The organism is Streptomyces sp. NBC_00019 (assembly GCF_045041015.1).
Lineage (GTDB): Bacteria > Actinomycetota > Actinomycetes > Streptomycetales > Streptomycetaceae > Streptomyces.
In genome coordinates, this window is sequence record NZ_CP108302.1 from 7,132,157 (window position 1) to 7,159,074 (window position 26,918).

Sequence of the window (26,918 nt, forward strand, 5' to 3'; positions counted from 1 at the left end):
CCGCGTAGGCTGGACACGGCCCATGCTTCCTGTATAGCCCCGTGAGGTGTCCTGTGTCCCCGCGTCGCAACCGACCCAAAGGAGCCGACCCCTCAGGCGGGGACGACAGCTCGGGACGTTACGGCGGATTCCAGTCCACCGAGAGCTGGCAGGGCGAGGAGTGGAACATCCGCCATGTTGCGGGGGCGAGTGCCCAGGGCAAGTCCTACCGGTGCCCGGGCTGCGACCAGTTGATCCCCGACGGTGTCCCGCATGTGGTGGCCTGGCCGGACCACTCGGGCGTCGACGAGCGCCGGCACTGGCACAAGGCGTGCTGGAACGCGAAGGACCGCCGCACCTCGCGGGTGCAGCGGTCCCGTAACGCGCCGAGGTTCTAGACGTCGCGCTGGTTGAGGAGGGCGTAGGCGCCGGCGAACGTGGCGGCCGTCACTCCCGCGATGATCCACAGCGGGTCCCAGCCGGAGGGGCCGGTCTCGGTGAGCGAGTTGGAGTAGAAGACGCTCAGCTGGTTCGGGATGGAGTACTCGAACAGGGCCGTGCGCAGGTCCTCCAGCGAGGACGAGAACATGAACAGGGCGATGACCAGCGGGGCCAGCACCAGGCCGATCATGATGGTGATGGCGCCCGCCGAGTGCCGGATGATCGAGCCGACGATCAGCGAGAGCAGGCCGAGCAGCGCGATGTAGAGCGAGATGCCGAGGGTGCCCTTGAGCCACTCGCTGCCGGAGGGGTCCTTCACGCCGGTGCCGTCGAGGAGGGCCACGTCGGCGAGGGCGACCAGCAGGACCGACACGAACGTGACGACGAAGGCGACCAGGAAGAAGACGATGGCCTTCGCGGTCAGCACCCGGCCACGGCTCGGGCACGCGGTCATGGTCGTGCGGATCATGCCGGTGCCGTACTCGGAGGCCGTGGTCAGCACGCCGAGCGTGATCACGCACATCGTGCCGAGCAGCAGTCCGAAGAAGCCGAACGACAGCGGGTTCTCACCGGCCAGATCGCCCTCGCTCGCGCTGCTCGACACCACGGCGGCGGCGAGCAGGCCGATGCCGACGACCAGCAGCACGAAGACGCCCAACGTCCACATCGTCGAGCGCACCGAGCGGATCTTCGTCCACTCCGAGGCGATCGCGTGCCCGAGGTGCGTGCGCACGACCGGGATCGGCGAGGTGTACGCGGCGTACGAGGGAGCGGGCGCCGCCTGCCAGTCGGGTGCGGCGGCCTGCGGCATCGGGGGCTGGGGCGTGCTCATCGGGCGTCCTCGGACTTCGTCAGGTCGGCGGCGGGCGCGGGGGTCGGCTGCGGGGCCGGCGGGGCGGCGACGGGCTGCTGGGGCGCGGGGGCTGCGGCGGGGGCGCTCGGGGCGGGCTGCTGGGGCGCAGGCGGGGTCGCGGGGCCGGAGGGCTGGGCCGGGGCCTGGGGGGCCTGGGGAGGCGTCTGGGCGTACGGGTTGGGCTGACCCGCGCCCGGGGCGCCGTACGGGCCTGCCGGGGGCTGCCCGGTGCCGTACGCGCCGACGGGCGCCGCGCCCGCGGGCGGCTGGCCGCCCTGCTGCGGCGGCGGAGGCGCGTACCAGCCGGGCTGGCCCTGGCCCGGGACCGGCATCGGAGGCTGGGCTCCCGGCGGGAGGGGCTGCTGAAGGCCCGCCTTCTGGTCGATCGTCGAGCGGTAGTCGACGGCACCCTGGGTCATCCGCATGTACGCCTCTTCCAGCGAGGCCTGGTGCGGGGAGAGCTCCCACAGGCGTACGTCCGTGTCGTGGGCGATGTCGCTGATGCGGGGGAGCGGCAGACCCGTGATGCGCAGCCCGCCGTCCTGCTCCGGCAGCACATGCCCGCCCGCCTCCGTCAGCGCGGACGTCAGCTTCTCGCGCAGCTGCGGATCGGTGTCGGGGGTGCGTACGCGCGCGAAGCCGGCGGAGTTCGCGGCGATGAAGTCCTGCACGCTCATGTCGGCCAGCAGCTGTCCGCGCCCGATGACGATCAGGTGGTCGGCGGTCAGCGCCATCTCGCTCATGAGGTGCGAGGAGACGAAGACCGTACGGCCCTCCGCCGCGAGGGACTTCATCAGGTTGCGCACCCAGAGGATGCCCTCGGGGTCGAGCCCGTTGACCGGCTCGTCGAACAGCAGCACCTGGGGGTCGCCGAGCAGCGCGGCGGCGATGCCGAGCCGCTGGCCCATGCCGAGGGAGAAGCCCTTGGAGCGCTTCCTGGCCACGTCCTGAAGTCCGACCACGCCGAGCACCTCGTCCACCCGGCGGGCCGGGATGCCGGACAGCTGGGCGAGGCAGAGCAGATGGTTGCGGGCGTGCCGGCCGCCGTGCACGGCCTTGGCGTCGAGCAGCGCGCCCACCTGGCGGGGGGCGTTGGGGAGCTTGCGGTACGGATAGCCGCCGATCGTCACCTGTCCCGACGTGGGGTTGTCCAGACCGAGGATCATCCGCATCGTCGTGGACTTGCCGGAGCCGTTGGGGCCCAGGAAGCCGGTGACGGCACCGGGCCGCACCTGGAAGGAAAGGTTGTACACAGCGGTCTTGTCGCCATATTGCTTGGTCAGGCCGACTGCCTCGATCATGCTCCGCACCCATCGAAAGGTTCAGGACAGCAGGGCACACGCCCCCGTAAGGGTTAGGAGCTTAACCGGGCGCTGACGGTTCCACTCAAGAGCGAGCAAAGCTCCGGGGCGTCATGCGTCCCTCTTCTTCAGCAGGACGTACCCTCCCGCGACCGCCGCGACCACCCACAGCACCATGATCCCGAACCCGCCCCAGGGACCGTACGGAGTGTCGTCGTCGATCGGGGTGACCACCTGCATGATCTTGCTGCCGGCCTGGTCGGGCAGGTACTGGCCGATCTTCTTGGTCGCCGAGACGTTGCCGAGGATGTTGGAGATCAGGAAGAAGAACGGCATCAGGATGCCCAGCGACAGCATCGGTGAGCGCAGCATCGTGGCCACGCCCATCGAGAACACCGCGATGAGGGTCATGTAGAGCCCGCCGCCGATGACCGCGCGCAGCACTCCCGGGTCGCCGATCTCGGCCCGGTGCGAGCCGAGCATCGCCTGCCCGAGGAAGAAGGTGACGAAGCTGGTGACGAGGCCGACGAAGAGGCAGAGTCCAGCGGCCACCGCGATCTTGCTGAACAGGAAGGTGCCGCGCTGCGGTACGGCGGCCAGCGAGGTGCGGATCATGCCGGTGCTGTACTCGTTCGACACCACGAGCACCCCGAACACGATCATCGCGAGCTGACCGAGGCCCATCCCGGCGAAGCTGATGAAGGTGGGGTCGAAGGAGAGCTGGTCGTTGCGGCTCATCGTGTCGAACTCGTTCTTCGACAGGGCCGCGATCAGCGTGCCGAGGGCGAGGGTGACGACCACGGCGAGGGAGAGCGTCCACACGGTGGAGGCCACCGACCGGATCTTGGTCCACTCGGACCGTACGACCTGGAGCGCCGCCATGGTCAGTTCCCCTTCCAGTCGTCGCCCCACTGCTGGGGTGGCGCCGCGACGGGTGTGTCGGAGTGTGCGTGGTACTCGACCGACTCCGCGGTCAGCTGCATGAACGCCTCTTCCAGGGAGGCCTGCTGAGGGCTCAGCTCGTGCAGCACGAGCTGGTGCTGCGCGGCCAGCTCCCCGATGTGCTCGGGCTTGCCGCCGTCGACCTCCAGCGTCCCGTTGCCGCTCTCCACGACCGTGACCCCGGCCTCGTGCAGCACGTCGAGCAGCCGCTCGCGCTGGGGTGAGCGGATCCGGACGTACGACCGCGAGTTCTGCTCGATGAACTCGGCCATGGAGGTGTCGGCGAGCAGCCGCCCCTGACCGATGACGACGAGGTGATCGGCGGTCAGCGCCATCTCGCTCATGAGGTGGGAGGAGACGAAGACGGTCCGCCCCTGTGCCGCGAGCGACTTCATCAGGTTGCGGATCCAGTGGATGCCCTCGGGGTCCAGCCCGTTGACCGGCTCGTCGAACATCAGGATCCGCGGATCGCCCAGGAGCGCGCCCGCGATGCCGAGCCGCTGTCCCATACCGAGGGAGAACCCCTTGGCCTTCTTCCTCGCCACCGCGGTGAGGCCGACGGTGTCGAGGACCTCGGCGACCCGTCTGCGGGGGATGCCGTTGCTCTGGGCGAGGCAGAGGAGGTGGTTGAAGGCGCTGCGCCCGCCGTGCATGGCCTTGGCGTCCAGCAGGGCGCCGATGTACTTCAGCGGTTCTTTGAGGTGGTCGTAGTGCTGCCCGTCGATCCGGACGTCACCGGCGGTGGGGCGGTCGAGGCCGAGCATCATCCGCATCGTCGTCGACTTGCCGGCGCCGTTGGGCCCGAGGAAGCCCGTGACGATGCCCGGTCTGACGGCGAAGGTCAGGTTGTTGACCGCCACCTTCTCGCCGTACCGCTTGGTCAGGCCCTCGAGCTCGATCATGCGGCCACGCTAAGACGGGCGTTCAGGGGCTGCCACTTGAGCGGGCAGGGCGAGTGCGACGAGGGCGGCGAGCACCGTGAAGGCCGTCGACCAGAGGAAGGCGTGCGGGAAGGCCGCGGCTCCCCGCCCGCGCGCCAGTACGGCGGCCAGGACGGCGGTGCCGACGGAGCCGCCGAGCTGCTGCACGATCCGGACGGTGGTGCTGCCGTGCGGGATGCGGTCGGGGCTCAGGCCCTGGTGGGCGCCGACGTTCACGGCGAGGCCCCGGACGACGAAGGCGAGGGGAAGGAGGGCTGCCGCGGGGTGGTGGAGGGCGAAGGGGAGGGTGCCCAGGGCCGACAGCAGCAGGCCTGTGAGGACGACCGGGCGGGGGCCGACGCGGTCGGTGAGGGGGCCTGTCGCCCGGGACAGCAGGCTGCCCAGGCCCTGTGGCGCCAGCAGCAGCCCGGCGGCGACGACGCTCTCGCCGCGCGCCTGCTGGTAGTAGAGCGGCAGCAGGAACATCCCGCCGTACAGGGCGAGGCCGTTCAGGAACATCAGCGTGGAGGAGACGGCGAAGGCGCGGTCCTGGAACAGCCGGAGGTCGACGAGGGGTGCGGGGGAGCGCAGGGCGTGGGCCGCGAACAGGACGACGAGCAGGGCGCCCGCGGGGATCGCGGTGTCCCGGGTGAGGCCGTCCCGGGAGAGGCCGTAGACGAGCGCGGCGAGGCCGGGGGAGAGGAGCAGCAGGCCCGTCGTGTCGAGGCGGTGGTCGGTGCCCGGCGGTACGTCCTCGGGGACGTACCGCCGGGCCAGCGCGAGGGCGAGCAGGCACAGGGGCAGGTTGACGTAGAAGATCCAGCGCCAGCTGAAGTGGCCGACCGAGGGTGTGGATGGCTATGGACACGATCGTGCTGTCGAGCAGGGGGCCAGGGCGCCGAGGACGAGCACGCCGGCCAGTTTGAGAACCGCGGGGTCGAGGCGGGTGGTATCGCCGCCGTGCGCCACCGCACCGGGTCCATCGCCGACCGGGTGCCCGACACCGGCTCGCTGCGGGAAGACGTACTGGAGGTGCTCCGCGCGGGTGCGCGCCGCCAGCGGGAGATCGGCCCGGACACGCTGCACGGGCTGCTCGCGGAGGCCCGGGACGTGGACCCGTCCTTCATCGGCATCATGCGGGGCGTGCTGCGCACGCTCGTCGAGCGGGCCGCCGAGCGCGGCGAGATCCCCACGGCGGAGCGGCCCCGACGGGTCCTCACCCTCCCCGCGGACCTCCTGCGCCACGAGATCCTGCTGAGCCGGGAACAGGTGACGGACGAGACGCTGACGGAGATCGTCGACGACGTCTTCCTGCCCCTGGTGGGTACGCCAGAGGCCCGCACCTCCGGGGGAGACGGTGCGGGCCTCTGAACGCGCTACTGCTTACCGGGACTGCTGAGCCGGAACTCCACGGGAGATCGGCTCGTCGTCCGTGGCCGGCGAACCGGCTGCGGCCACCGCGGCGCCCGTGAGCGTGGCGAGCATCTCGCGCACGTTCGTCAGCTGGGCGTTGATGCTGTCGCGGCGGTTGGTGAGGGCGGCCAGCTCGCGCTCGGATTCCGAACGGATCCGGTCGGCCTTGGCGTTCGCGTCGGCCACGATGTCCTCGGCCTGGCGCTGCGCCGTCTCGACGGTCTGACGGGCCCGGCGCTCGGCGTCCGTGCGCAGCTTCTCGGCCTCGAGACGCAGCTGCTCCGCGCGGTGCTCGATCTCCGCGAGGCGCTTCTCGGCCTTCTGCTGACGGGACGCCAGGTCGCGCTCGGACTGCTCGCGACGCTTGGCGAGGTTCGTCTCGAAGTCCGCGGCGGCCTGGGCGGCCTTGGCGCGGGTCTCCTCGAAGAGGGCGTCCGCCTCCTCGCGCTTCTGCTGCGCGTCCTTCTGTGCCTCCTGGCGCAGCTGAGAGGAGTCGCTCTTGGCCTTCTCGACGATCCGGACGCCTTCGTCCTCGGCCTTGGCCTTGCGCTCCGCGGCGAACGACTCCGCGTCGTTTCGGACCTGCTGGGCCGCCGACTCGGCGAGTTCGCGGTGCTGCTCCGCCGCGCGACGGGCCTCCTCGCGCAGATCCTTGGCCTCCTCCTCGGCGAGGCGGAGGATCTTCTCGACACGCGCGCCGAGACCGGCGTACGAGGGCTCGGCGTCGGTGACCTGAGCCTGCGCGTTCTGCGTTTCGAGGTGGAGCTCCTCGATGCGCTTTTCCAGAGCGGTGATGCGGGAGAGAGCGCTGTCACGGTCGGAGACGAGCTTGGAGATCCGTTCGTCCACCTGAGCGCGGTCGTACCCACGCCGCACAAGCTCGAAGCCGTAGGGGGAAGTGTCGCTCATGGGGTTCCTGTCAAATGAGACCGGTGAGGTGATAGGGGGAATCCTAGGGGCCGAAGCGGTGTGTCATCGAGCGGATACGTGTTTGATCTGGAGAATGACACCCCTTTTGAGTGGCTAACCCCGGGACGGCTTGCCAAAAACTTGGTCAAAGGCCCCAGACGGCACCGGAACTCGACCTGTCGGTCAGCCTTCGGTCAGCTGTCCGTCGCCTAACTGTCCGACGACTTGCCACCCGATCGAGGGGCGCCGACCGTGACGCCGGCCTTGACGGCACCGTCCTTGCCCGCCGAAGGGGCCTCGAAGGATTCCAACGCTTCCAGGACGTCCTGGACACGGGAGATCTCGGCGTTGATGTCCTCGCGGCGGCGCACCAGGATCTCCAGCTCGCGCTTTCCTTCCTCCACCGTGCGCCGGGCCTCGCGGATCGCCTCCGCCTTGAGCTCCTCGGCCTCCCGCACGAGCGCCGACTTCTTCTGCTCGGCCTCCTTCAGGAGCCCCTCGGCCTTCTTCACGGCGGCGATACGGACCTTGCCCGCCTCGGAGCTGGCCTCCGAGACCAGCTCCTTGGCCTTCGCCTGCGCCTTGGCCAGCTGCTCCTCGGACGCCTTGATGAGCGCGTCGCAGCGGTCGCCGGTCGACTTCATCGTCTCGGCGGCCTCGCGGCGGGCCCGCTCGTGCAGGTCCTCGATCTCGGTCGTGATGCGGTCGCGCAGCTCCTCGGCGCGCTCCCTTATGGCGGTGGCGTCCCGGCGGGCACCGACGAGCAGCTCGTCCGCGTCCGTACGGGCCTTCTCCACCCGGGAGTTGCCCTCGACGGTCGCCTCCGAGACCAGCCGGTCGGCCTCCGTGCGGGCCGCGCCCACCATGGAGTCGGCCTGCCCCTCCGCGTCCGCGGTGGTCTTGTGGGCCTGCTGCTGCGCCTCGGTGAGGAGCTTGTCCGCCTCGGCCGTGGTCTCCGTGATGAGCGTGTCGACCTGCTCGGCCACGTCCTGGCGCCGCTTGTTCGCGTCCTTGCGGGCCTCGTCGAGGGTCCGCTCGGCCTCCTCGCGCGCGGCCGTCGTGACCCGGTCGGCCTCGGCCAGGGCATCGGCCTTGACGCGCTCGGAGTCGCTGCGGACCCGCTCGGCGTGCAGCTGTGCGGAACCGACCGTGTCGGAGGCCTCGGCGCGCAGCCGCTCCGCGTCCCCGGTGGCGTCCGCGATCAGCTTCTCGGCCTTGGCGACCGCCTCGGACCGTACGCGCTCGGCCTCGTTGACCGTGTCCGTGCGCAGCCGGTCGGTGTCGGTGAGCGTCTCCGTGGTGAGCCGCTCGGCCTCGTTGCGCGCCTCGGTGATGAGGGCGTCGGCCTGCGAGGCCGCGTCCGAGCGGATGCGGTTGGCGTCCTCACGAGCGTCCGCCCGGGTGCGGGCGGCGGCCTGGTCGGCCTCGGCGATCGCGTTCGAGGCGTCCGTGCGCACCCGCTGGGCGTGCTCGGAGGCGTCCGACCTGAGCCGCTCCGCCTCCGCGATCGCCTCTCCGACGGTGCGCTCGGCGAGCGCCTTGGCGGCCTCCGACTCCTCGTTCGCCTCGCGCCGGACGCGGCCCGCGTCCTCGCTGGCCCGCTCCCGCTCGGCGTAGGCGTCGCCGCGGACCCGGTCCGCCTCTTCCTCGGCCTCGCGCCGGGTGCGGTCCGCCGCGTGCTCGGCGGCGCTGCGCAGCCCGGTGATCTCCTCCTGAGCCTGCTCGTGCAGCCCGGCCACGGAGTCCCGTACCTGCTGGGCGTGCTGTTCGGCCGCCGACACCATCTCGGTGGCGCGCCGGTCGGCCTCCTCGACCAGCCGCACCGCCTCGGCCTGTGCCTCCTCCACACGGTTGCGTGCGGAGGCCAGCAGCTCCTCGCTCTGGTCGCGGGCCCGCTCGCGCTCCTGGTCGGCCTCCTGGCGCGCAGAACCGAGTGTCTCCTCGGCCTCGCGGCGGCGCCGGACGGCCTCCTCCTGGGCGGCGGCCAGCGTCTCGGACGCCTCCGTCGCGAGGCGCTCGGCGGCGGCCTGCGCCTCCGCACGGACCCGGTCGGCGGTGTCCTGGGCCTCCGCCTTCAGCTGCTCGGCCTCGGCCGCGGCCGCCGAACGCAGCCGTACGGCGATGGCCTCGCCCTCCGCACGGGACGCGGACGCGTCGGAGGCGGCCTCGTTGCGCAGCCGTTCGGCCTCCGCCTCGGCCTGGTGCTGCAGGGTGCGGATCCGCTCGGCGGCCTCGGCGCGCAGCCGCTCGGTCTCCTCGGCGGCCTCGCGACGGATCCGCGCGGCCTCGGCGCGGGCGTCGGTCAGCGCCTGCTCGGCGGCGGCGAGGCGCTCCTCGGTGTCGGTGCGCAGCCGGGTCAGTTCCTCGGCGGCCTCGGCATGGCGGGCCGCTATGGCCTGCTCGGTCTCCTCGTGCAGCTCCCGCGCGGCCCGCTCGGCGTCCGCCTTGATGCCCTCGGACTGCTCGATGACCTCCGCGCGGTGCCGCTCGGCCTCCTGGCGGGTGCGCTCCAGGGTCTCCTCGGCCTGCCGGCGCAGCGTGGTGGCGCGCTCGATGGCCTCGGTGCGGACCTTCTCGCTGTCCGTCGTGGCCGTCTGACGCAGCTCGTCCGCGTCCTGCCTGGCCTTCGACAGCAGCTCCTCGGCGGTCTTGGCCGCCTCCTCGATCTGCTGGACGGCCTCCTTGCGGGCCTCCGCGCGGATCTTCTCGCCCTCGGCGACCGCGTCGGCGCGCAGCTGCTCGGCCTCGCCGCGCAGCCGACGGGCCTCCTCCTGGAGCTCGACCGTCTTGGCCCGGTACTCCTTGGTGTCGTCCTTCGCCGAGCCCTTGAGCTGCTCGGCGATGTCGTGCGCCTCGGCGCGCAGCCGGTCCGCCTCGGCCTCGGCCTCGGAACGGATCCGCTCGGCCTCCTCGGCGGCGGCCTTGGTGGTGTTACGGGCGTCCTCGGACGCCTTGTTGAGGACGTCCTCGGCGGTCTTGGCCGCCTTGCCCAGCTGGGACGCGGTCTCCTCGGCGGTGATCGTGCGGGCCTTCTCGGAGGCCTCGGCGACGATCTTCTCGGCCTCCGCGCGGGCGTCCGCGACGACCTGCTCGGCGTCCGCCTTGGTGGTCTCGGCCTCCTTGGTGGCCTCCGTGACCAGCCGGGCGACCTGCTCCTTGGCCGTACGCGTGCGCTGTTCGTTGGTCGACTCGGCGCTGGTGAGCGACTTCTCGGCGGTCGCCTTGGCCTCGGCGACGAGCTTCTCGGCCTCGCTCTGCGCCTTGCGCAGCGCCTCCTCGGCCTCCGTCATCCGCTGCTCGGCCGCACGGCTCAGCTCGGTCGCCTCGCGGCGGGCGCTGTCCGACTCGGTCGCCGTGGAGCTGCGCAGCTGCTCGGCGTGGTCGGTGGCCTCCTGGGCCTGCGTGGACGCGGCGTTCAGCAGCCGCTCGGCGTCCGTGCGGGCGCGGCGCAGCAGCTGCTCGGCCTCCGCGCGGGCCGTCTCGGCCTCGCTCTGGAGCCGCTGGCGGGCCTCGGCGGCGACCCGCTCGGCCTCCGCGCGGGCGGCGGCCATGGCCTGGTCGGCCTCCGCGCGGGACTCCTCCAGGAGCCGGCGGGCCTGCTGCTCGGTACGGGCGCGCAGCTGCTCGGCCCACGCCACGTTCTCGTTGACGTGCGACTCGACGGTCTGGCGGCGCTCGGAGAGCTCCTGGTCCAGCTGCTGGCGGCGGGTGACCGCCTCCTGGTGCAGCTCCGCCTGGAGTCGCGCCGCGTTCTCGGCGTGCTCCTGGAGGATGCGCTGCGTCTGCGCCCGTGCCTGGCTCAGCTCGCGCTCGGCGTCCTGGCGCAACTGATCGGCCTGGACCTGGGCGTTGCGGAGCAACTGTTCGGCTTGGTAGCCGATGTCGCCGCCGTCGTAGGACGGTCGGGACATGAGGGTGCGCCGCGCCTCGTGCAACTTGGCGCGCAGCACCTCGACCTGGTAGCCGAGGTCCTCGGCGTGCTGGATCGCCTTTTCCCGCTCGGTCTTCAGCCGATCCATCTCGGCCTCGAACCGAGAGAGATGGTCGACGTCAGCCGCCGGCACTCGCTCCTGGCTTTCGTAGCCCCGCACTGCGCGGTCCCATCCGTCCCCTGGTCGCGTGTCTGCCCAAACGAGCTCCGTCCATCCGCCGAACGGGGCCCCCGGGGAATGGTGTCAGATCAACGGCGGAGCAAGGGCTGCCGCCCCGACGCTTGTCCCCCGAAACCCGGACCCCGGCCCGCGGTCGCCCCCAAAGAGCGGCGACCGCCCCCAACCCTACCGGCCCATATGTACGGGGGTCAGTGCTCAGGTGACTCAACAGGCGCCGAAGTGACCAGTTCTGTCAGTACTCCATGGCAATCCTTCGGGTGCAGGAAGGTGATCCGTGACCCCATGGAGCCGCGCCGCGGCTCCTCGTACAGAACGCGTACGCCCTTGTCGCGGATGTCCGCGGACTCGCCGTCCACATCCGCCGTACCGAAAGCGATGTGGTGCACACCCTCGCCGTTCTTGGCGAGCCACTTCGCGACGGTGGAGTCCTCGCGGGTCGGCTCGAGGAGCTGCAGGTAGGAGGCCCCGCCGTCCGACGTGTCGTTGATCTTGAGCATGGCCTCGCGCACGCCCTGCTCCTCGTTGACCTCGGAGTGGTACACCTCGAAGCCATAGGTGGCCCGGTAGAACTCGACAGTCTTGCCCAGGTCGAAACAGGCGATCCCGATGTGGTCGATTCGCGTCAGCATGGAACTCAGTGCAGCGCTCCGGAGGTGGTTACGCAACGTGCGCGCGATCACACCGACGGCCCGGTGACGGCACGGAGTGCCACTCAGTACATTCGAAGTAAACCCTCGTTCACTCCTCAGCTGTGCAGCTGAAAGGGGATCGCACCTCATGTCTGGTTCGAACAGCACGACGTCCGTCATCGTGGCGGGTGCCCGCACTCCGATGGGACGGTTGCTCGGCTCACTGAAGTCCTTCTCCGGAGCCGATCTCGGCGGCTTCGCGATCAAGGCCGCCCTCGACCGTGCGGGAATCGGCGGCGACCAGGTGCAGTACGTGATCATGGGCCAGGTGCTCCAGGCCGGGGCAGGCCAGATCCCGGCGCGCCAGGCCGCGGTCAAGGCCGGCATCCCGATGGGCGTCCCGGCGCTCACCATCAACAAGGTCTGTCTGTCGGGCCTCGACGCGATCGCGCTGGCCGACCAGCTGATCCGCGCGGGCGAGTTCGACGTGATCGTCGCGGGCGGCCAGGAGTCCATGACCAGCGCCCCCCACCTGCTTCCGAAGTCCCGTGAGGGCTTCAAGTACGGCGCCATCGAGATGCTCGACGCCATGGCCCACGACGGTCTGACCGACGCCTTCGAGAACATCGCCATGGGCGAGTCCACGGAGAAGCACAACGCGCGCCTGGGCATCCAGCGTCCCGAACAGGACGAGATCGCCGCCCTGTCCCACCAGCGGGCCGCGGCCGCGCAGAAGAACGGCATCTTCGAGGCCGAGATCACCCCGGTCGAGATCCCGCAGCGCAAGGGCGAGCCGGTCGTCTTCAGCAAGGACGAGGGCATCCGCGCCGAGACGACCGCGGAGTCCCTGGGCAAGCTGCGCCCGGCGTTCACCCGCGACGGCACCATCACGGCGGGCACGTCCTCGCAGATCTCCGACGGTGCCGCGGCCGTGGTCGTGATGAGCAAGACCAAGGCGCAGGAACTCGGCCTGGAGTGGATCGCCGAGATCGGCGCCCACGGCAATGTGGCGGGACCGGACAACTCCCTCCAGTCCCAGCCGTCCAACGCCATCCTCCACGCCCTGAAGAAGGAGGGCCTGGACGTCTCCGACCTCGACCTGATCGAGATCAACGAGGCCTTCGCCGCCGTCGCGGTCCAGTCAATGAAGGACCTCGGGGTGTCCTCCGAAACGGTGAACGTCAACGGCGGTGCCATCGCCCTGGGCCACCCGATCGGCATGTCCGGCGCCCGTCTGGTGCTGCACCTGGCGCTGGAGCTGAAGCGGCGCGGCGGTGGTGTCGGCGCGGCCGCGCTGTGCGGCGGCGGCGGTCAGGGTGACGCGCTCATCGTGCGGGTACCCAAGGCCTGAGCTGTACTTCTCTGACGGAACGGAGCTGTGATGCAGGACGTCTCCTCTCTGGTGGCCCAGGCGAGGGAGGGCAGGCCGCGTGCCGTGGCCCGGTTGATCTCCTTGGTGGAGGGGGCGTCCCCGCAGCTCAGGGAGGTCATGGCGGCGCTGGCCCCGCTGACGGGCAACGCGTACGTCGTGGGTCTGACCGGTTCGCCGGGCGTGGGCAAGTCGACGTCCACGTCCGCCCTGGTCACCGCGTACCGCAAGCAGGGCAGGCGGGTCGGCGTCCTGGCCGTCGACCCGTCCTCGCCCTTCTCGGGCGGCGCCCTGCTGGGCGACCGCGTCCGGATGTCGGACCACGCCTCCGACCCGGGCGTCTACATTCGCTCGATGGCCACGCGCGGCCACCTCGGCGGCCTGGCCTGGTCGGCCCCGCAGGCGATCCGTGTCCTGGACGCGGCAGGCTGCGACGTCGTCCTGGTCGAGACGGTCGGCGTCGGTCAGTCGGAGGTCGAGATCGCCTCGCAGGCGGACACCAGCGTGGTCCTGCTGGCCCCGGGCATGGGCGACGGCATCCAGGCGGCCAAGGCCGGAATCCTGGAGATCGGCGATGTGTACGTCGTCAACAAGGCCGACCGGGACGGCGCCGACGCCACCGCCCGTGAGCTCAACCACATGCTGGGCCTCGGTGAGTCCCGCGGCCCCGGCGACTGGCGCCCGCCGATCGTGAAGACGGTCGCCGCCCGCTCCGAGGGCATCGACGAGGTCGTCGAGGCGCTGGAGAAGCACCGCGCCTGGATGGAGGAGCGCGGAGTCCTGGCGGAGCGCCGCCGCGCCCGCGCCGCCCGTGAGGTGGAGACCATCGCGGTCACGGCCCTGCGCGAGAGGATCGGCGACCTGCACGGCGACCGACGCCTGGACGCGCTGGCGGACCGGATCGTGGCCGGGGAGCTGGACCCGTACGGGGCGGCGGACGAGCTGGTGGCGGGCCTGACACAGGGCTGAGGCGGTCGTCGAGGGTGGGATCGGCAGACCCGTTCCCACGCCGACGCCGTACTTCGGTGACCTGTGCTTTCCCACCCAAGGCTGGGACACAGGTGCCGACCCCCGTGCCCCCGCCGCCGACCCGCCCCCTGGTCAAGCTCCGCGCGCGGTTGGTACGTTGATCCACATGTTCCTTCTCCTGGCATAGAGCGCGCCCCGCTCGCGACCGGCCGACGGCGGCCGTCGCGGCACTTCGGCGTCCCTCGCTCATGCCTCCAGTAGAGGAACCTCCCATGTCCGCGTCCTCGCGGCGGCCTTCGTATGCCGCCGTGCTCCGTGTCCCCCATGCCCGCCGGACCTTCCTGGCGGCCCTCAGTGGCCGGCTGTCGTACGGAATGGCCCCGATCGCCGTCATGCTCGCCGTGACCCGCGCGACCGGGTCGTACGCCGTGGCCGGTGTCGTCATGGCGCTGTTCGGTGCCACGGGTGTGCTCCTGTCGCCCTACCGGGCGGCGCTGGTCGACCGGTACGGTCCCCGGCGGGCCCTGATCCCCATGGCCCTGCTCCACGCGGTTCTGCTCTGCGCGCTCGCGGCGGTGAGTTGGCGGCCGGGCGCACCCGCGGTGGTGCTCGGCGTGACCGCAGCCGTCACGGGCGCCTGTGCGCCCCCGCTCGGCCCCACGATGCGCACGGTGTGGGGCGAACTCGTCGGTGACCGGGCGCTGTTGCAGCGCGCCTACAGCCTGGACGGCGTCGCGGAGGAACTCCTCTACGTCACCGGCCCGTTACTGGTCGGCCTGGTGATCGGCGTCGCCTCCCCGGCCGCCGGCGTCCTGCTGGGCGCCCTGCTCATGGCGGCGGGCTCCCTCGCCTTCGTCACCTCACCCGCGGTCTCCTCGATACGTCCCACCGGGAACCCCAAGTCCCGCTCGTCCAGAGCCGGTTCGCTGCCCCGTGGGCCCCTGCTGCAGCCGGTGGTCGTGGCGGCGGGCGTGGGTCTGTCGCTGGCCGCGGTCGACCTCCTGGTCGTGGCCTTCGCCGCGGCCCGGCAGCAGGGGGACGACACCGTCGCCTGGGTCCTCGCGGCACTGTCGGCGGGCAGCGCGGTGGGCGGACTGCTGAACGGCGCCGTCGACTGGCGGATGCCCGCCCGGGTCCGCCTCCCGCTCCTCTGCGCCGGCCTGGGCCTCACCCTGGCCGCCGCGGGCCTGGCCCCGGGCCCCGGCATCCTCGCCCTGGCGGCGGCCCTCGCCGGCTCGTTCGTCGCACCGGCCCTGACCACGGCGTACCTGATCGCCGACGAGGCGGCCCCGCCGGGCTTCCGCACGCAGGCCGGCGCCTGGGTCAACACGGCCGTCAACGCCGGGAGTTCGACCGGCGCGGCGACCGCGGGACTGCTGGTGGAGCGGCTGCCGCTGGGGGTGTGCTTCGCGGTGGCGGGGGCGGTCGCGATGGTGGCCGCACTGGTCGGGGCACTGGTCCCGGCACGGCGAAGCGGCCGTACGCCGGAGCGTACGGCCGCCGTGTCCGCTGCGGCTGACGTGCGGGTTCTGTGACCCGCGTCAGTCCTGGTCGTCGTCCGAGCGGTCCGCCGTGACCTTGCCGTTGTTCAGGTCGACCTGCCAGTCCTGGTCGGCCTTGCCGGAGGTGCGGGTCTCCACGTCCCAGGCCTGCGAGGCACCGTCCTCGTCGAGGTCCACGGACGTCACGGTGCCCTTGGCGGCGGCCGCCTTCGCCGCCTCCGCGGCCGTCACGGACGTACCCTTCAGGGCGGCCCGCACCTGGGCGGTGTCGTCCTCCTGCTCGGTGTGGGAGCCGAGGACCTTGCCGGTGGCGGGGTCGATCGTGATGCTGTGCCACGTGGTGCCGTCGCCCAGCACGTCGACGTCCCACACGACCTTGCCGGTGTCGTCCTCGTCGTCCAGGTCGGCGGAGACGGCGGTGCCCGGGACGCTCTTCAGCGCGGCCGCGATCGCCTCGGCGGCGCTGACATCGCCGTCGGCGACCGTCGTACGGTCCTCGGCGTCGTCGTTCACGTCGTCCGCCCGGTCGTCCGCGTCGTCGTGGTCGGCGACCACCTGCGTGTCGGAGCTCGACTGGCGCTGCGCCGCCGTCTCGTCGTCGCCCGCGGCGAAGGCCGCGACGGTGCCGCCGGTGGCCAGGGCTGCGGCGGTGAGGGTGGCGATGACGATGTTGCGCTTCATGAGGGTTCCTTCCCCTTCGATCGTTTTCGCTCGGTTCCAGCGATTCGCTCGCTTTCGACATGACCGAACATCGCCGACCGACGCTGAGGGGAACCTGAAGCCACCTGAAGGGATCTTCAGCTTTGCTTTGCGAACCTGTACGTATGCGCCTGTTGATCGCGGAGGACGAGTACCGGCTGGAGGCGGGACGGTGAGCAGCTTCTTCGGCTCGGTCCGCTCGCGCGCGACCCTCGGTGCCAGTCTCGTCGTGGCCGTGGCGCTGGTGATGGCCGGGGCGGCGGTGCTGTTCTCGCTGCGGTCCAACCTCATCGACCAGGCGGACACCCAGGCGGAACGCTCGGCGCGCGGCGTGGCCACCCTGCTCGCCACCGGGAAGTCGTACGCCGACCTGGACCTCGGCGACGAGAACCCGGTCCAGGTCGTCGACGCGAACGGCACGCTGGTCGCGGTCAGCGACGGCCTGGAGCGGATCAGCGGCACCGCCACCGACGCGGTGAAGGCACAGGCGCAGCCGGGCAGCCCGAGCGGCTCGGGCGACGGCGACTCCGACGACGACGCGGACGACGACACCGCCCTCGAACCCGGCGAGATCGGCGACGACGTCGAGCTCACCGACGGCACCGCGACCATCGACGGCGAGAGCGCCGACTACCGTTTCGCGGCGCTCCCCGTGGAGACCGACGACGGGGTCGAGCTGACCGTCTACGCCGGCGAGTCCCTGGACACCGAACAGAGCGCCGTGGACACCGCGCTCACCGTCATGCTGATCGGCTTCCCCCTGCTGCTCGGCGTCGTCGCCGCCGCGACCTGGCTCGTCACCCGGCGCGCCCTTCGCCCGGTCGAGGGCATCCGGCGCGAGATGGCCGCGATCACCGCCTCCGAGGACCTCGCGCGACGCGTACCGGAGCCGGACACCCACGACGAGGTCGCCAGGCTCGCCCGCACCACCAACGCGACGCTGGCCGCGCTGGAGACCTCCGTGGAGCGCCAGCGCCGGTTCGTCGCCGACGCCTCGCACGAACTGCGCAGCCCGATCGCGTCCCTGCGCACCCAGCTGGAAGTGGGCGCCGCCCATCCTGAGTTGCTGGACGTGCCGGGCGCGGTCCAGGACACCGTACGACTCCAGCGCCTCGCCGCCGATCTGCTGCTGCTCGCCCGTCTGGACGCGGGGGAGGGGCCCGGCGACAAGCGGCTCGACCTCGGAGAGGTGGTGCGGCGGGAGGCGCGGGGCCGGGACGGGGTGACCGCCGAGACGGCGGACGTGGAAGTGGCGGGGTCCCGGAGCCAGCTGGAGCGGGTGATCGGCAATCTGCTCGACAACGCGCAGCGGCACGCCCGTTCGGCGATCGGTGCGACCGTACGGCGGGACGGGGCGTGGGCCGTCGTCGAGGTCGCCGACGACGGGGACGGGGTGGCCGAGGCCGACCGGGAGCGGATCTTCGAGCGGTTCGTACGGCTCGACGAGGCCCGCAGCCGTGACGACGGCGGCGCCGGGCTCGGGCTCGCCATCGCCCGGGACGTCGCCGCACGTCACGGCGGCACGCTCACGGTCCGCGACGCACCGGCAGGCGGAGCCCTGTTCGAACTCCGCCTGCCGCTCGTCTAGCTGCCGCTACCCGGTCAGGGGCGCCCGCGCTGGCCGCGCAGATGGTCCGCGATGGGCCGCAGGGACTTGTCGAGCTCCGCCATGGAATCGGGGTTCAGCAGGTCGATGAAGTGGCGCCGCACAGACGCCACGTGGTGTGGCGCGACCTTCTTCATCGTCTCCATGCCGTGCTCGGTGAGGACCGCGTACAGACCGCGGCGGTCCGACTCGCAGTTCTCGCGCCGCACCAGGTCCGCGTTCTCCATGCGGGTGATCTGGTGTGAGAGGCGGCTCTTGGACTGGAGGGTGGCGGACGCGAGATCACTCATCCGCATCCGTACATCCTCCGACTCGGAGAGATTCACCAGGATCTCGTAGTCGTTCATTGTCAGGCCGAACGGCTGGAGGTCCTTCTCGAGCTGGTACGTCAACAGCCTGTTGACCTCCAGGTGGGTGCGCCAGGCGCACTGCTCCGCATCGGTCAGCCAGGGCGTGGCCGTCTCGGTCTCCATGAATGAAGTCTACCTAAGAAGTTGAAAGGCGAACTAGTGAGGGTTTTGGCGTGGCGGCGTGCACACGTTCGACGTCACACTCCGCAGACTACCGCTCACAGCCCGAAGCGACGCTGGAGGTCCCCCAGCTGTCCGGGAAGGCGCGGTGTGCCCGCTTGCTGTGAAGGACCTGTGGACGGCACTCCGGAACCGGGTACTCCGGCCTGCTGGGGAACCGCTCCCGTGGCCTGCTCCGCCATCAGTGCCTCGGAGGACTGGAGCAGTACGGTGCCGGCCCCCACGAACTCGAACTGATGCTCCTCTCCAGAGGCCCCGCCCAGGCCCGTCATCGCACGTAGACCGCCCATCAGGCCGGTCATGTAGCCGTGGTCGTAGTGATGGCACGGCGACGGGCAGTCGGCCCAGCCGACGAGCGCCTGCGGGTCCACCCGGATCGGGGGTTCCATGAACACCACCGGGCCGTTAGATGCGGCCACGAACTTTCCGGTTCCGATCAGGGTCAGAAAACCCGGCACGATCGATTGCTTGAGGGCGAGACTTGGCTGAAAAGCGAGCAGGTTGCCTGAGCGAATGGTCAGGTTGCCGTTCTCGAGGTCGTACGAATTCACGTCGAAGGCCCGGTCGGCGAGGAGCATCTTGCCCGAACCCTCGGCCACGACCCAGTCGCTCGCGTGCAGAGGCGAATGGAAAGACGTACGGACAAGTCGGTCGAGTCGCCCGTGCCCGACGCCGTTGAAGTCGATCGATCCGTAGTAGGCGATCATCTTCCCCTTCTGCAGGAACCACTGGCTCCCCTTGAGCTCCACGCAGAAGGTGTAGTTGTTCACCTTGTCGTCGACGGGCAGCGTCGCGGGGTCGTGGACGGTGGGGCCCGCGCCCGGGTAGGTGCTCACAGCTTCTCCTCCGACGCCTGGACGAACACCGTTCCGTGACCACTGAGCTCCAGCTGGAATGCCTCGCCGGAGCCGCGGCCCACCATGTCGCGCCAGCCGAGCGCGGTGGACAGCTTGTTGCGGACGTCGCCGTGGTGGGCGACGTAGGCCTGCGGGTCGACATGGACCGGCCGCTGCGGGGTGATCGGCAGCTCGATGACGCCGCCGTGGGCCATCACGGCGACCGAGCCGTGCCCCTTGAGGGTGGTGGTGAACAGCCCCTGGCCGGTGACCTGGCCGCGGACCATGCCCATGACGCCGCCCTGCGAGCCCATGAACATCGTGCCCTGGTCCAGGGTGCCCTCGAAGGCGAGGAGACGGTCCGCCTCGACGTACAGGGTGTCGCCGGTGAGGTCGATCACCTGGACGTGGTGGCCGCCGTGCCCGAACAGGACGGTGCCGCTGCCCTCCACGGTCATCAGGGGAGTGGCCTCGCCCGCGACCCGGCGCCCGATCATCGAGGCGATCCCGCCCTGGCCGCCCTGGGTGTTGGGCGTGAAGGACACCTCGCCCGTGTAGGCGAGCATCGCGCCGCGCTGGCTGAACAGCCGCTGCCCGGGCATGACGGTCGCCTCGACCATCTTCGAGTTGAGCTCACGGAAGGCCATCTCAGACATCCCCCGCGATCGTGTTCCGCTCACTGGGCTGGACGTACACCAGACCGTCCCCCTCGAAGCGGATCTGGAAGGCCTCGCCGCCGCCCTCTCCCATGAGAGTGCGGAATGTCACACCGGACTGGAAGGACTGCCGCAGATTCCCCTGGTGCGCGATGTACGCCCCCGGGTCGACGCTCAGCGGGTACTGCGGGCTGACCCGCAGCACCACGGCCGGACCGTCCGAGGTGATCGCCGCCTGTCCATGGCCCTCGACAGTGGTCGTGAACAGCCCGTTGCCCTGCGAGGCGCCGCGCAGCCCCGTGAAACTGGTCCCCGTCCGCAGCCCGCCGTCGGTCGCGAGCAGATTGCTCGACTCCACGAAGAGCTTGTCCCCCTGGAGACCGACGAGATTGATCTCGGAGGCGCGATCGGCGAACCAGCAGGTCCCCTGCCCCCTCACCTCCATCACCGTCATCTGCTCACCGGTGATCCGCCGGGTCACCATGCCCCGGATGCCCTCACCGCCACCGCTGAGCTTCTTGAACGCCATCTGTCCGTCGTACGCGACCATCGAGCCGTTCTTCGCCTTCACGGCGTCCCCGGTCATCTCGACGGCGAGCACCTTGCTTCCTTGAAGTCGGAACATCGCCACGCTGCGAAGGTAGCCCGGAGGGCGGCTCCGCCGACAGAGCCCGTGGTTGACATCCTCCCCCTCTTCAGAAGAAGGGGATTCCAACCCAGGTGGGTTGAGGTTCACGGGCACTCGAACGGCTGGTGGCCGTTGTCACCCCTCCGGCACCGGCGGAGCGCCGGGGGCGGAGGATGCCGCCCTGTCCTGCCGCGATGTTGATACTTGCGTTCTCATCCGCGTTGCATGTGAAGCCGCAGGACACGCAGACGAAGTCGGCTTGGCTCTTGCGCGACTTCTTTTCGATCCATCCGCAGGCACTGCAGCGCAAAGAAGTGAATGGGGCGGGCACGTCCTCGACGCGCCCGGGGGCCTTGTGTCCGGTGCGCTGCCGAAGGAGGCCCCACCCCTGCGCGAGGATGGACCGGTTGAGTCCGGCTTTCTGCGCCACCTTCGTGCCTGGCTCTGCGAGGGTGCCCCTGGCCGAGCGAGTCATGCTCTTGACGTTCAACTTCTCAAATCGCACCAGCCTGTATGTCCGGGCGAGCATGGTGCTGGTCTTCTCGCACCAGTCCTTGCGCCGGTTTGCCTCGCGTGCCGTCAGTCGGGCGGCCTTGGCACGCTCCGTCGCTTTGGCCTCGCTGCCTGCTGCTGCACGTCCGCGTTCCCGGCGCCGAGCCACTGGTTCTCCCGACGGGCCTCGGTCAGTTGACGGCCGCCAGCTTCTGGGGGCCCGCCGCGCCCTCGAGGTCGAGGCGATAGGGACCCCCCGCCCCGCGTTCACGAACCCGTTTGCCACAATGGGCAAACGTTTGTGCACGCATTCACAAAGCGTCGACGCCCCTCCACCGAAGGTGACCCGTGGACCTCAAGACCGCCAGCGCCCTGCGCCGCCTCCGCCTCGTCTCCGCCCCCGAGGCGGTCTCGTTCCTGCTCCTGCTCGTCTGCTCGGTCCTGAAGCGGACCACGGACTTCAATGCGGTGCCCGTGATGGGCATGGTCCACGGCGTCCTCTTCGTCCTCTACGTGGTCTTCTGGGCCGACGCCTGGAACCGTACGAAGTGGCCCGTGAAGACCGCCGCCCTCTACTTCGTCCTCTCGGTCCTGCCCACCGGCGGCTTCTTCGCCGAGCGCAAGCTCAAGCGCGAGGCCGAGGACGCGGTCATCGCCTCCCGCGCCCGCCAGGAGAGCGCGGTGAAGGCGTCGTGATCGTCGCCTTCTCCGTCACGCCGCTCGGCGTGGGCGACGAGGTGGGGGAGTACGTCGCCGACGCCGTCCGTGTCGTCCGCGAGTCGGGCCTGCCCAACCGCACCGACGCGATGTTCACCTCGATCGAGGGCGACTGGGACGAGGTGATGGACGTCGTGAAGCGCGCCGTCGCCGCGGTCGAGGAACGCGCCCCGCGCGTGTCCCTGGTCCTCAAGGCGGACATCCGCCCGGGCGTGACCGACGGCCTGACCTCCAAGGTGGCGACGGTGGAGCGACACCTGGCCGAGTAACCTCGGCGCGAAGACCCGAGGACAGACGAAACCCCGGCCCGCGTGGGCCGGGGTTTTCTTGTGCACGGGGCGCGGACCGTCCCCAGGCGGGGCACCACCCGCGCTTGCGCAACGGCGAGCAGGGGACACACCCCCGGTGCGGCACCGACCCCCGACGAACCGTCATGCGCGACGCACGCCCCCACCGGACCCGCGCAGGCCGCCGCAGGCATTCCGTACCCCCACCCGCCTGGACCCTCCCAGTTCGACACGCCCGTAAATCTCCACTTGTGTGTGGATATCGGCTCGTTCGATCACTGGAGGGCGCTGTGAGGCCGGAGGGCTACGACTACGACACCCACAGCCGACTTGCCGGACCGCTCACGGAGCCGTCCGCCGAAAAGTACCGGGTGCAGTACACCTCACTCCTCGCAGGCGAGCCGCACCGAATACGCGCGATCCTCCTCATGACCCTCGCGCCCCTGCTCACCGGCGCCCTGCTGGTCTACCTCGTCTGGCCCACTCACTGGGTCGAGCGCGAGGGCGGCGACGAGTGGATGGTCGGCCTCGACATCACGATGCTCATAGCCATCGCGCTCATCGAACTGTTCATGGTCGTCAACGTCGTCTCCGTCGCACACGCCACCCTCGTGGCCCGCGACCCCGTCCCCGTCACCCCCGAACCCGGCACCCGCGTCGCCTTCCTCACGACGTACGTCCCGGGCAAGGAACCCCTGGAGATGGTCCGCGCCACCCTCGAAGGCGCCACGAAGATCACCCACACCGGCCCCCTGGACGTCTGGCTCCTGGACGAAGGCGACGACGAACCGGCCAAGGCCCTCTGCGCGGAACTCGGCGTACGGCACTTCACCCGCCACGGCGTCCCCGAGTGGAACAGACCCAAGGGCGTCCACAAGGCCAACACCAAGCACGGGAACTACAACGCCTGGATCGCCATGCACGGCGACGAGTACGACTTCTTCGCCTCGGTCGACACCGACCACGTCCCGCTCCCCAACTTCCTGGAGCGGATGACGGGTTACCTCCGGGACCCGGACGTCGCCTTCGTCGTGGGCCCACAGGTGTACGGCAACTACCACAACCCCGTCACCAAGGCCGCCGAGTCCCAGCAGTTCCTCTTCCACGCGCTGATCCAGCGCGCCGGCAACCGCTACCGCGCCCCCATGTTCGTCGGCACCAACAACGTCGTGCGCATCGCGGCCGTGAAACAGATCGGCGGCCTCTACGACTCCATCACCGAGGACATGGCCACCGGCTTCGAGCTCCACCGCCACCGCAACCCGAGAACCCGCAACCACTGGCGCAGCGTCTACACCCCCGACGTCCTCGCCGTCGGCGAAGGCCCCGCCTCCTGGACGGACTTCTTCACCCAGCAGATGCGGTGGTCGCGCGGCACGTACGAGACGCTCTTCAAGCAGTACTGGAAGGCACCGTTCACGATGCCGCCCGGGCGCCTCTTCTCGTACACGCTGATGCTCGTCTACTACCCGATGACGGCCGTCAACTGGTTCCTGGGCATCCTGAGCTGCTTCCTGTTCCTCTGGTTCGGCGCGTCCGGCACCCAGGTCGCCGCATCGGTCTGGCTGATGCTCTACAGCGACGCGGCCGCCCTCCAGATCGGCCTCTACCTCTGGAACCGCCGCCACAACGTCTCCCCGCACGAGCCCGAGGGCTCCGGCGGCCTCGCGGGCATGGCGATGTCGGCCCTCTCCGCGCCGATCTACCTCAAGTCCTTCGGCGAGGCCCTCATCCGCCGCCCCAGCCGCTTCGTCGTCACCCCGAAGGGCGGCGACGCCAGCCCCGACCGTCTGCTCACCTTCCGCATTCATCTGTTCTGGGCGGCTCTCCTGGCGACCTCGCTGGCCGCCTCCGTCGTCCTGGACCACACACATGTGGCGATGCGCACCTGGGCGGTCCTGGCCATGGCGATATCCCTGGCCCCGGTAGGGGTGTGGATCTCCACCCGCCTCAAGGAGCGCCAGGCCCACCGCGCCACAGCCACGGCCAAAGCCTCAGCCACCCCCCGCCCCGTCGACGGCACGGAGCCCGCCCTCGCCGCCACCTCCAGCACCACGACAGGAGGCAACTAGGCATGGCCTACCAGCCGTCCCGGCGCACCAAGAAGACCGTTCTCGGCATCGGCGGCATCGCCGTCCTCGTCGGCCTGAACGCCCCGGCCGCGCTCGACTTCGCCGGTGACCAGTACTACGCGTACAAGATCGCCCAGCCCGAGTACAAGGCGAAGTACGGGAGTTGGAGCCGGATCGACATCCCGGAGGAGTACCGCACCAACGCCATCCACGCGGCGCTCCTGCACACCGGCAAGGTGCTCATCGTCGCGGGCTCCGGGAACGAGCAGAAGAAGTTCGACGAGGGGTCCTTCGACACCGTTCTCTGGGACCCGGCCACCGACACCTTCAGGAAGATCCCCACCCCCGACGACTTCTTCTGCTCAGGACACGCCCAACTCCCGGACGGCAGACTCCTCGTGGCCGGCGGCACCGCCCGCTACGAGCTGCTCGACGGCGAGGTCGACCGGGCCGGCGGCGGCATGCGCGTGAAGAACGAGAACCCCGACAGGGCGATGGTCCTGAAGAAGGGGACCCGCTTCCGCTCGCCCGCCGGAGTCGAGTACGCCACCAAGTTCGATGTCACCGTCCCCAAGGCGAAGAAGTCCTTCAAGGTCACCTACAACGCCCGCGGTGTGATGCAGCCCTGGCAGACGAAGGTGACGGCCGCCGAGGCGCGGGTCTTCGTGGAGGCCGTGGAGAAGGGCCCGATGTCCGTCACCGAGAAGCAGGCCCAGTACGAGATCGTGGGCCTGACCGGCAAGGACGTGGACAACGCCTACGGGCTCAGCGAGAAGATCACCCTCGACAAGCAGGACTTCCAAGGCATCCGCGCCGCCTACGAGTTCGACCCGGTCGCCGAGAAGTACATCCCGGTCGACCCGATGGACAAGGCCCGCTGGTACCCGACCCTGGTCGGCCTCGACGACGGCCGCGTCCTCGCCGTCTCCGGCCTGGACGACGTGGGGATGATCGACCCGGGCGACAACGAGATCTACGACCCGAAGACCAAGAAGTGGTCCCCGGGGCCGAAGCGGTACTTCCCGACGTACCCCGCGCTCTTCCTCACCAAGGGCGGCAAGCTCTTCTATCCGGCCTCCAACGCCGGTTACGGGCCTGCCGACATGGGCCGCGAACCGGGGCTGTGGGACCTGAAGACCAACACCTTCGAGAAGGTGCCCGGTCTGCGTGACGCCGACGAGACGGAGACCTCGGCATCCCTCCTGCTCCCGCCCGCGCAGGACCAGAAGGTGATGATCCTCGGCGGCGGAGGCGTCGGCGAGTCGAAGAAGTCGACCCCGCGCACGGCCGTCATCGACCTGAAGAAGGACAACCCCGTCTTCGAGGACGGCCCCAACCTCCCGCAGGGCACGCGGTACCTGAACAGCGTGATCATGCCGGACGACACCGTGTTCACCGCGAACGGCGCCGAGGACTACCGCGGCCGCAGCGCCAGCAACATCCTCAAGGCGCAGTTCTACGACCCGAAGGGCAACGTCTTCCACGAGGCCGCGTCCCCGACGGTGGGCCGCAACTACCACTCCGAGGCGCTGCTGCTGCCCGACGGAAGGGTCGCCAGCTTCGGCTCCGACCCGCTCTACGACGACCAGCAGAACACCAAGCTCGGCCACTTCGAGCAGCGCATGGAGATCTTCACACCGCCCGCCCTGCACCGCGGCGGCGCCGACCGCCCCGAGCTGAAGGACGGACCGAAGGCGCTGGGCGCGAACCACCGCGCGACCTTCCGTACCGACGACGCGGACCGGATCGCCAAGGCCCGGCTGATGCGGCCGAGCGCGGTGACACACACCACCGACGTCGAACAGCGCTCCATCGAACTCGGCATCACGAAGAACGCGGACGCCGTCACCTTCGACGTGCCCAAGGACCCGGCTCTGGTGCCGCCCGGCTGGTACATGCTGTTCGTGACGGACGCTGACGGCACCTCGTCGGAAGCGAAGTGGATCCAGGTGAAGTAGGCGAAGCGGGTGCGGCAGGTGAAGTGGCCGGTCAGTTCCGGGAGTTGCCCGCCAGCCCCAGGGCGTACTCCGGCCACCACTGCCCGGCGTCCGGACCGCCCTCGCAGGTCCCGTCCGACTCGCCGGGCCGCTTGACCCACAGATAGGCGTCCAGGGCCGTCTCGCCCGTGCTCGTCGTCGGCGCGGTGCCCAGCGCCCGGCCGGGCGGGTTGCACCACACGCCCGGGAGCGGCCCGTTGCCGTTACGGCTGCTGTCGATGACGAAGTGCTTGCCGTCGAGGTCCTTGGAGAGGCGGCGGCCGTACTCCTTGGTGACGGCGTCGGTCTGGAAGTTGGAGACGTTGAGCGAGAAGCCGTCGGCCTTCGCGACGCCCGCCCGCCGCAGTGGCTCGACCAGCTTCCGGGGCTCCCGGATCCAGGACGGGTTGCCCGCGTCCAGGTACACCTTCGTGTTCGGCTGCTGCTTCAGCCGGTCGATCGCCTCACCCAGCAACTGCTCGCGCTCGGCGTGGTATTCGCCCGGTGTGCAGCCGTCCACGATGTGCGCGACCGCGTCGGGTTCGAGGACGACGAGGGCCTCGGCGTCCCCGAGCGCGTCCGCGAACCTCCCGATCCACTGCCGGTAGGTGTCCGCGTCCGCGGCCCCGCCCGCCGAGTGCTGACCGCAGTCCCGGTGCGGGATGTTGTACGCGACGAACAGTGCCGTACGGTCCTCGGCCGCGGCCGACGCGGTGGCCGCCCTGACGGTCGGACCCGGGTCGACCTCACCGGCCGGCCACAGCGCGGCCGGCTGGTCCGCGATCTTCTGGAGCCGCGCCGCGTCCTGGGTACGGCCCTCCCGCTGCCACAGCTGGATCTGCTGGGCGGCGGAACTGTTGGGGTCCACCCAGAACGGGGACGCCGGATCCGAGCCCGACTTCCTGCTGGCCGCGCCGGCGACGGAGGCCTCCCCGACGTCGGACGCGGACGAACAGCCTGCGGTGAGCGTGAGGGTTGCGAGGACCGCGAGGGTGTGGGTCAGCCGGGGCATGCTGCTCCCTTGCGCGAGGGGTGACTTTGAGTAAGGGTGCGTGACTCATCGTCACATGGATCACGTGT

At 70.5% G+C, this 26,918-nt stretch carries 25 protein-coding genes and 1 pseudogene; 11 read left to right on the top strand and 15 right to left on the bottom strand.

The window, feature by feature from the left end; genetic code table 11:
* Nucleotides 1-53: 53 nt before the first annotated feature.
* The gene (locus OHU89_RS33835) at nt 54-377 is read left to right on the top strand and encodes a hypothetical protein (protein WP_046262493.1); all 324 of its coding nucleotides are present in this window, start codon (nt 54-56) and stop codon (nt 375-377) included.
* Here OHU89_RS33835 and OHU89_RS33840 read toward each other — a convergent pair.
* From OHU89_RS33840 to OHU89_RS33860, 5 genes are all read right to left on the bottom strand, one after another.
* Nucleotides 374-1,252 (bottom strand): ABC transporter permease, encoded by an 879-nt coding sequence (locus tag OHU89_RS33840; protein WP_405648576.1) that lies wholly within the window; start codon nt 1,250-1,252, stop codon nt 374-376. The two genes, OHU89_RS33835 and OHU89_RS33840, sit on opposite strands and share 4 nt — an antisense overlap.
* Nucleotides 1,249-2,574, bottom strand: coding sequence for an ABC transporter ATP-binding protein (locus OHU89_RS33845; RefSeq protein ID WP_405648578.1), 1,326 nt, complete (start codon nt 2,572-2,574; stop codon nt 1,249-1,251). The genes OHU89_RS33840 and OHU89_RS33845 overlap by 4 nt, the downstream gene beginning before the upstream one ends.
* A gap of 111 nt (nt 2,575-2,685) precedes the next feature.
* Nucleotides 2,686-3,456 carry an ABC transporter permease subunit gene (locus tag OHU89_RS33850; protein WP_405648580.1) on the bottom strand — a complete coding sequence of 257 codons (771 nt, stop codon included), beginning with the start codon at nt 3,454-3,456 and terminating at the stop codon, nt 2,686-2,688.
* Between the two features lie 2 nt (nt 3,457-3,458).
* Complete coding sequence (locus OHU89_RS33855; protein WP_405648583.1) at nt 3,459-4,418, bottom strand: ABC transporter ATP-binding protein; 960 nt, start codon at nt 4,416-4,418, stop codon at nt 3,459-3,461.
* A gap of 9 nt (nt 4,419-4,427) precedes the next feature.
* Nucleotides 4,428-5,255 (bottom strand): MFS transporter, encoded by an 828-nt coding sequence (locus tag OHU89_RS33860; RefSeq protein WP_405654770.1) that lies wholly within the window; start codon nt 5,253-5,255, stop codon nt 4,428-4,430.
* Between the two features lie 174 nt (nt 5,256-5,429).
* Between OHU89_RS33860 and OHU89_RS33865 the strand changes: the two genes are divergently transcribed.
* Nucleotides 5,430-5,807 carry a TetR-like C-terminal domain-containing protein gene (locus tag OHU89_RS33865; protein ID WP_405654772.1) on the top strand — a complete coding sequence of 126 codons (378 nt, stop codon included), beginning with the start codon at nt 5,430-5,432 and terminating at the stop codon, nt 5,805-5,807.
* A gap of 12 nt (nt 5,808-5,819) precedes the next feature.
* On the opposite strand, the gene OHU89_RS33870 is transcribed toward OHU89_RS33865, so the two are convergent.
* Together OHU89_RS33870 and scy are read right to left on the bottom strand one after the other, a co-directional pair.
* Nucleotides 5,820-6,758 carry a cellulose-binding protein gene (locus OHU89_RS33870; protein ID WP_046263072.1) on the bottom strand — a complete coding sequence of 313 codons (939 nt, stop codon included), beginning with the start codon at nt 6,756-6,758 and terminating at the stop codon, nt 5,820-5,822.
* A 209-nt stretch (nt 6,759-6,967) separates the two neighbouring features.
* Nucleotides 6,968-10,849 (bottom strand): polarized growth protein Scy, encoded by a 3,882-nt coding sequence (gene scy, locus OHU89_RS33875; protein WP_405648585.1) that lies wholly within the window; start codon nt 10,847-10,849, stop codon nt 6,968-6,970.
* Between scy and OHU89_RS33880 the strand changes: the two are divergent.
* A pseudogene (locus tag OHU89_RS33880) lies at nt 10,831-11,073 on the top strand (hypothetical protein); the annotation flags it as partial. The gene scy and the pseudogene OHU89_RS33880 overlap by 19 nt on opposite strands.
* Here OHU89_RS33880 and mce read toward each other — a convergent pair.
* Nucleotides 11,059-11,499 carry a methylmalonyl-CoA epimerase gene (mce, locus tag OHU89_RS33885; RefSeq protein WP_405648587.1) on the bottom strand — a complete coding sequence of 147 codons (441 nt, stop codon included), beginning with the start codon at nt 11,497-11,499 and terminating at the stop codon, nt 11,059-11,061. The pseudogene OHU89_RS33880 and the gene mce overlap by 15 nt on opposite strands.
* Before the next feature lie 148 nt (nt 11,500-11,647).
* Here mce and OHU89_RS33890 point away from each other — a divergent pair, with 148 nt between their 5' ends.
* The 3 genes from OHU89_RS33890 to OHU89_RS33900 all read left to right on the top strand — a co-directional run bounded on the left by OHU89_RS33890 (nt 11,648) and on the right by OHU89_RS33900 (nt 15,372).
* On the top strand, nt 11,648-12,850 hold the full coding sequence (locus tag OHU89_RS33890) for an acetyl-CoA C-acetyltransferase (RefSeq protein ID WP_405648590.1): 1,203 nt from the start codon (nt 11,648-11,650) through the stop codon (nt 12,848-12,850).
* A 30-nt stretch (nt 12,851-12,880) separates the two neighbouring features.
* Nucleotides 12,881-13,837, top strand: coding sequence for a methylmalonyl Co-A mutase-associated GTPase MeaB (gene meaB, locus OHU89_RS33895; RefSeq protein WP_266887950.1), 957 nt, complete (start codon nt 12,881-12,883; stop codon nt 13,835-13,837).
* Between the two features lie 272 nt (nt 13,838-14,109).
* A complete protein-coding gene (locus OHU89_RS33900; protein ID WP_405648593.1) occupies nt 14,110-15,372 on the top strand; it encodes an MFS transporter in 1,263 nt (420 codons plus the stop codon).
* A 6-nt stretch (nt 15,373-15,378) separates the two neighbouring features.
* Here OHU89_RS33900 and OHU89_RS33905 read toward each other — a convergent pair whose 3' ends face one another.
* Nucleotides 15,379-16,020 (bottom strand): PepSY domain-containing protein, encoded by a 642-nt coding sequence (locus tag OHU89_RS33905; RefSeq protein WP_405648595.1) that lies wholly within the window; start codon nt 16,018-16,020, stop codon nt 15,379-15,381.
* 190 nt (nt 16,021-16,210) lie between these two features.
* On the opposite strand from OHU89_RS33905, the gene OHU89_RS33910 reads away from it, so the two are divergent.
* On the top strand, nt 16,211-17,626 hold the full coding sequence (locus OHU89_RS33910) for an ATP-binding protein (protein ID WP_405648597.1): 1,416 nt from the start codon (nt 16,211-16,213) through the stop codon (nt 17,624-17,626).
* 14 nt (nt 17,627-17,640) lie between these two features.
* Here OHU89_RS33910 and OHU89_RS33915 read toward each other — a convergent pair whose 3' ends face one another.
* The 5 genes from OHU89_RS33915 to OHU89_RS33935 all read right to left on the bottom strand — a co-directional run bounded on the left by OHU89_RS33915 (nt 17,641) and on the right by OHU89_RS33935 (nt 20,823).
* Nucleotides 17,641-18,117, bottom strand: coding sequence for a MarR family winged helix-turn-helix transcriptional regulator (locus OHU89_RS33915; RefSeq protein ID WP_405648599.1), 477 nt, complete (start codon nt 18,115-18,117; stop codon nt 17,641-17,643).
* Between the two features lie 95 nt (nt 18,118-18,212).
* Nucleotides 18,213-19,010, bottom strand: coding sequence for an AIM24 family protein (locus OHU89_RS33920; RefSeq protein ID WP_405648601.1), 798 nt, complete (start codon nt 19,008-19,010; stop codon nt 18,213-18,215).
* Entirely contained in the window at nt 19,007-19,657 is a 651-nt protein-coding gene (locus tag OHU89_RS33925; protein ID WP_405654774.1) for an AIM24 family protein, read from the bottom strand. Before OHU89_RS33925 ends, OHU89_RS33920 begins: the two co-directional genes overlap by 4 nt.
* 1 nt (nt 19,658) lies before the next feature.
* Nucleotides 19,659-20,291, bottom strand: a complete 633-nt coding sequence (locus tag OHU89_RS33930; protein WP_266899296.1) for an AIM24 family protein — start codon at nt 20,289-20,291, stop codon at nt 19,659-19,661.
* A gap of 70 nt (nt 20,292-20,361) precedes the next feature.
* Nucleotides 20,362-20,823, bottom strand: a complete 462-nt coding sequence (locus OHU89_RS33935; protein WP_405654776.1) for a zinc ribbon domain-containing protein — start codon at nt 20,821-20,823, stop codon at nt 20,362-20,364.
* A 311-nt stretch (nt 20,824-21,134) separates the two neighbouring features.
* On the opposite strand from OHU89_RS33935, the gene OHU89_RS33940 reads away from it, so the two are divergent.
* From OHU89_RS33940 to OHU89_RS33955, 4 genes are all read left to right on the top strand, one after another.
* Nucleotides 21,135-21,482, top strand: a complete 348-nt coding sequence (locus tag OHU89_RS33940; RefSeq protein ID WP_405648603.1) for a DUF3817 domain-containing protein — start codon at nt 21,135-21,137, stop codon at nt 21,480-21,482.
* Nucleotides 21,479-21,772, top strand: a complete 294-nt coding sequence (locus OHU89_RS33945) for an MTH1187 family thiamine-binding protein (RefSeq protein ID WP_405648605.1) — start codon at nt 21,479-21,481, stop codon at nt 21,770-21,772. The genes OHU89_RS33940 and OHU89_RS33945 overlap by 4 nt, the downstream gene beginning before the upstream one ends.
* A gap of 308 nt (nt 21,773-22,080) precedes the next feature.
* Nucleotides 22,081-23,862 carry a glycosyltransferase family 2 protein gene (locus OHU89_RS33950; RefSeq protein ID WP_405648607.1) on the top strand — a complete coding sequence of 594 codons (1,782 nt, stop codon included), beginning with the start codon at nt 22,081-22,083 and terminating at the stop codon, nt 23,860-23,862.
* Between the two features lie 2 nt (nt 23,863-23,864).
* Nucleotides 23,865-25,820: a galactose oxidase-like domain-containing protein gene (locus OHU89_RS33955; protein WP_405648609.1), complete on the top strand. Its 1,956-nt coding sequence runs from the start codon at nt 23,865-23,867 to the stop codon at nt 25,818-25,820.
* 31 nt (nt 25,821-25,851) lie between these two features.
* Here OHU89_RS33955 and OHU89_RS33960 read toward each other — a convergent pair whose 3' ends face one another.
* The gene (locus tag OHU89_RS33960; RefSeq protein WP_405648611.1) at nt 25,852-26,850 is read right to left on the bottom strand and encodes a glycoside hydrolase family 6 protein; all 999 of its coding nucleotides are present in this window, start codon (nt 26,848-26,850) and stop codon (nt 25,852-25,854) included.
* Nucleotides 26,851-26,918 lie beyond the last annotated feature (68 nt).